6 protein-coding genes are annotated in these 4,589 nt (G+C 70.0%); 2 read left to right on the top strand and 4 right to left on the bottom strand.

Annotated elements, in window-relative coordinates:
- The 3 genes from VF697_RS22210 to modA all read right to left on the bottom strand — a co-directional run.
- A partial coding sequence (locus VF697_RS22210; RefSeq protein ID WP_331098122.1) for an ATP-binding cassette domain-containing protein occupies positions 1 to 374 on the bottom strand: 374 nt, incomplete at its 3' end.
- The gene (gene modB, locus VF697_RS22215) at positions 356 to 1,033 is read right to left on the bottom strand and encodes a molybdate ABC transporter permease subunit (RefSeq protein ID WP_331098124.1); all 678 of its coding nucleotides are present in this window, start codon (positions 1,031 to 1,033) and stop codon (positions 356 to 358) included. The genes VF697_RS22210 and modB, both read right to left, overlap by 19 nt.
- Before the next feature lie 2 nt (positions 1,034 to 1,035).
- Positions 1,036 to 1,878, bottom strand: coding sequence for a molybdate ABC transporter substrate-binding protein (gene modA, locus VF697_RS22220; RefSeq protein ID WP_331098126.1), 843 nt, complete (start codon positions 1,876 to 1,878; stop codon positions 1,036 to 1,038).
- 319 nt (positions 1,879 to 2,197) lie between these two features.
- On the opposite strand from modA, the gene VF697_RS22225 reads away from it, so the two are divergent.
- The gene (locus VF697_RS22225; protein WP_331098128.1) at positions 2,198 to 2,659 is read left to right on the top strand and encodes an Ig-like domain-containing protein; all 462 of its coding nucleotides are present in this window, start codon (positions 2,198 to 2,200) and stop codon (positions 2,657 to 2,659) included.
- 53 nt (positions 2,660 to 2,712) lie between these two features.
- On the opposite strand, the gene VF697_RS22230 is transcribed toward VF697_RS22225, so the two are convergent.
- Positions 2,713 to 2,904, bottom strand: coding sequence for a hypothetical protein (locus tag VF697_RS22230; protein WP_331098130.1), 192 nt, complete (start codon positions 2,902 to 2,904; stop codon positions 2,713 to 2,715).
- 327 nt (positions 2,905 to 3,231) lie between these two features.
- On the opposite strand from VF697_RS22230, the gene VF697_RS22235 reads away from it, so the two are divergent.
- Positions 3,232 to 4,589, top strand: a 1,358-nt coding sequence (locus VF697_RS22235; protein ID WP_331098132.1) for a hypothetical protein, incomplete at its 3' end; no start/stop codon positions are given.

Genomic DNA, 4,589 nt, shown 5'->3' on the forward strand with positions numbered 1-4,589 from the left:
AGGGCGAAGAGGGAGCGGGAGCGCTCGCGCCGCTCGGCCGGGGACAGGTGGGCGAGGCCGTACTGGACGTTCTGCTCGGCGGTGAGGTGGGGGAAGAGGGCGTAGTCCTGGAAGAGGTAGCCCACGCGCCGCTGCTGGGGCGGCAGGAAGACGCGGGCCCCGGCGTCGTACCAGGGCTCGCCGTGGAAGAGGATGCGCCCGCGCTCGGGCCGGTCGAGCCCCGCGAGGCAGCGCAGCACCGTCGTCTTGCCCGCGCCCGAGGGGCCGAACAGCACCGCGACCCGGCCGGGGAGGGCCCGCAGCTCCAGCGCCGCCTGGACGGTGGGGCCGCCGCGAAAGCGCTTCTCGAGGTCGACTACGAGCGTGTCGGCCATGGCGACCACGCCCTCCGCTGGAGCCCGTAGGTGACGGCCAGCACGACGAAGGAGAAGACGAGCAGCAGCAGCGCCGTCCTGCCCGCCGAGGCGTAGTCCAGCGCCTGCACCGCGTCGTAGATGGCGATGGAGGCCGTGCGCGTGCGGCCCTCCAGGTTGCCGCCCACCATCAGCACCACGCCGAACTCGCCCAGGGTGTGTGCGAAGGTGAGGACCATGCCGGAGAGGATGCCGGTGGCGGACAGGGGCAGCACGACGCGGACGAACGTCTGGAAGCGCGAGACGCCCAGGCACCAGGAGGCCTCGAGGAGGCGGCGATCCACGCCCGCGAGGGCGGCGGTGAAAGGCTGGACGGCGAAGGGCAGACTATAGAGGACCGAGGCCAGCAGCAGGCCCTCGAAGCTGAAGGGGAGGGAGTGGCCGGCGAGCGACTCGAAGGCCCGTCCCAGGGGGCTGCGCGGGCCGAGCACCAGCAACAGGTAGAAGCCCAGCACGGTGGGCGGCAGCACCAGCGGCAGCGCGACCACGGCCTCCACCAGGAACTTCCACCGCCAGCGCGAGGTGGCCAGCCACCAGGCGATGGGCAGGCCCACGGCCAGGAGGATGACCGTGGTCCACCCGGCGAGGCGCAGGCTCAGGGCGATGGCCGACCAGTCCACGCTCACGTTCCCGGGAGGAAGAAGCCGTAGCGCTTCAGGAGCGCCTTGCCTTCCGTCCCCAACAGGTAGTCCCGGAACTGCTTCGCCAGCTCCACATTCCGAGCCCGCTTCAGGATGGCGCCGCCCTGCTCCAGGCGCGGGTACGCGTCGAGCGGCACTTCCCAATAGCGACCCTCCTGCTTCATGGCCGGGGCCCGTGCGAGCGCCAGGGCGATGAGGCCCGCGTCCGCCGAGCCGCTCTGCACGAACTGCGCGGTCTGCGCGATGTTCTCTCCGAGCACCAGCTTGTCCTTGACGGCGTCATGGACCCCCAGGTTCCTCAGGGCGGCCTCGGCCGCGCGGCCGTAGGGGGCGTGCTGGGGATTGGCGATGGCGATGCGCCGGGCGGCGGGCTCCAGCAGTGCCTTCATCCCGAGCGTCTCCACCCTCAGCGGTGAGCCGTTCGGCACCCACACCACGAGGCGGCCCACGGCGTAGGAGAAGATGCCCTCCTCGGACACGAGGCCCTGCTCGGCCAGTGTGCGCGGGTAGGCCACGTCCGCGGAGAGGAAGACATCGAAGGGCGCCCCATTGGAGATCTGCGCGAGGAAGTTGCCCGACGAGCCGTAGGTCACCTGGAGGTCCGCGTCGGCGTGCTTCGCACGGAACTCCTTCACCAGCTCATCCAGCGCGAACTTCAGGTCCGCGGCCGCGGCGAGGGTCAGGGTCTGCTTCGGGGCGGGGTGGGGGGCAGGCGCATCACCGGACTCGGGCGAGGTCCTACCGCCGCGCAGGCCCGCCACCACGCCCGCGCCCACAACGAGCAGAGCGCCCACCACGAGCGCTCCCTTCACGATCGGATTCATCGCAGCTCCCCTCCCACGCTTCCGCCCGGTCTACAGGCTTCCGCCGATCGGAACAACGCGGGAGACAGGTCAGGGGGTGAGAGAATCGGCAGTTTTTTCCCGGTGCCCGAGGGGGTTCCCTGAAAGAATTCCTGGCTCGCCACCCGAGCCAGCTTCCAGGCAGGCCTTGACTTCTGTCTCCAGGGGCCACGTCCGAGCCCGACAGGACCGCCAACCTGCTGTTTTCCCAAGAGAAAACAACGTGTTGGCGTGCTCGGTGCTCCCGTCTGGCTTGGGTAGCCAAGGCTCGGCACGAATCTCGCTTTTGTCGGGCTTCACAATGGGATCGATCACTTATCGGAAGCTCGGCTCTTCATCATGGACGTCCTTCCTGCCCGCGGTGGCCATCGTGGGGCTCCTGGGGACGCACCTCACGGCCGCGGCTCTCGGTCTGTACTCGTCCGCGCCGAGCGTGTCGGTGGTCGAGCCCCTCACGGGCTCCTCCCTGGAGGGGCGGATGCAGATCGCGGTGCGCGCGGATGACGGGCCGATGGGCTCGGGAGTGCGCGGCGTGGAGTTCCAGCTCGACTCCACCTCGGGCACCTGGAAGCCGCTGACCCTGGACCCGTCGTCAATGACATACCGGGGGACCTGGGAGGCCGCGTCCGGGACGGTGGGTCACCATGACCTCTACATCCGTGCCACGGATTACACGGGCAACCATCGCACCGTGTATGTCACGGTGAACGTGAGCGCGTCCCCGACCCGGCCCGCCGGTGTGCAGGTACTGGCTCCACTCTGAGTGAATCCTGGGAAGTTTTGGCACTCTGCGCGGTGTCTCCCCGCGGGGGAGGGTCAGCGCCGGGCGAGGTCCCAGAGCGTCAGCTGCCGGGTGCGAGGGTCGAGCGAGTAGGTGCCCTGGTACCCGGCGAGCTGGAGGCGGATGGGGTGCTGGCCCTCGGACTCGTGCACCCATTGCCGCATCGCGGCGAGCCGCGCGGCATCCTGGAGCTTGCGCTCGATGGCCGTCCGGCTCCGGCGAGGCACCCGGTCCAGGACGGTGCGGATATGCGGTGGGATGTGGACCTCGTACGGAGGGGGATGCGAGGTCTCGGGAGCATCACGCTGATGCGTGGAGCGGGACGCGGTGTGGCCCATTGAAACAGGAAGGTGTGGGTCGGTGTCTGGATGGGCGTGCCTTTGCTAACTGCCATCGGGCACGTGGTGAAGAGACCCCGGGTACGGAGTCCCGACCACACCTTTTTTCCGAGACTCTCCGCCTGCCGTCAGGGCAGCCCTGAGGGGGTGCGGCTCCGGCCGGGTGTCAGCGCGGGTCGGTAGCTTCGGGAGTGCCGTCTTCCTTCGGGGGCACGCATGTCCGCTTCGTTCGCTGGCGTTGGCCCTGGTGGAACGTGGCGATGCTCCGGCGCGGCCTTCCTGGCCCTGGTGGCGGTGGTGCTGCTGGGCGGGTGCGCCACGAGGCACCCACCCCCGAGCCCGCTGAGTGGGCAGGGTCGCCGCTCGCTGGTGCCCTCGTTCCGTGTCGACTCCGGGCGGCCGGTGGAGTCCTCCACGCTGATGGAGCAGGAGGGCAGCGCGGGCGGCTTCGGGCAGGAGGCGGACGCCTTTCAAATGGTGCAGGAGGCCAGTGGTCTGGAGGAGCGGGCCCGGCATCCCTCGGGCGAGGTGCTCTCCGCCGAGAGGGCCCGGCATCTTTGGGGTCAGGTGGCGAGGACGTCGGTGACGCAGAAGAGCTTCGGCCCGCGTCTCGCCCTCTCCTGGCTGCTGCGCGAGGTGCTCGCCAGTGGCGGGCCGGTGGAGTACGCGGAGCTGTCGGGTCGCGCCGAGCGCTTCTGGCAAATGGTGGTGGTGCGTCCGGACGGCTACCTGGTGGCCGCGCTCAGCGGCAGGCCCCTGCAGCGCATGGGGCAGGTGGAGGTGGTGGGCGGCGAGTTCAAGGTAGGGCGGCTGGTGGTGGGGGCCTTCTACTTCTCGCGCAGTGGTGTCCTCTACCCGGTGGACGAGGGACTGCGACGCTCGGACATGCTTCCCTGGGCCGAGCTGGGCCTGGAGCGCGACTGGCTCAATGCCGCGCTGGACGGGGCGCAGGACGCCCTGGGAGAGTTGGCGCTGGCGCTCGCCGAGTCCGTCCGCCACCCCATCCGCAGTGCCGAGGGCCTCGCCCAGTTGCCCACCACGGTGGCACTGCTGATTGCCTCCTCACCCGAATACTTCGCGCGCTACGGCGCCCTGTCTCCGCAGGACCAGATACGCGAGGCGGCGCGGCTGTCCACGCACCTGCTGATGCTGTACGGCAGCGGAGCGGGGGCGGTGGGCACCGTGGGCCGGATGGGCGGACTGGGGGCGGAACTGCCGGTGTTGTCCGTCACGGCCGGGGGCGTGCTGGTGGTGAGGACGGTGGTGGTGGCCGAGGGGACGGTGACGACGACGCTCGGCGTGGGACTGGGCGCGGCTTCCATTCTCCACATGGCCAGCAGCAGCCAAGGCAGCCCTGGGGGAGGGAGTGGCAAGGCGGCGCAGACGGCCTCGGCACAAGGGCCCGGCAGGTGGGTGTACAAGAAGCCCACCAGCCAATCCAAGCGGGCCTTGGAGTACGAGGAGCAGGTGACGGGCCAGCCCGCGTGGCGCGTCTACATGATTGGTGAGGTGGAGTTCGACGGCTTCACCGGCAAGGAACTGCTGGAAGCCAAGGGCCCCGGCTACAAGAGCTT

This window comes from Archangium sp., from assembly GCF_036388035.1.
In the GTDB taxonomy this organism is placed as follows: domain Bacteria; phylum Myxococcota; class Myxococcia; order Myxococcales; family Myxococcaceae; genus Archangium.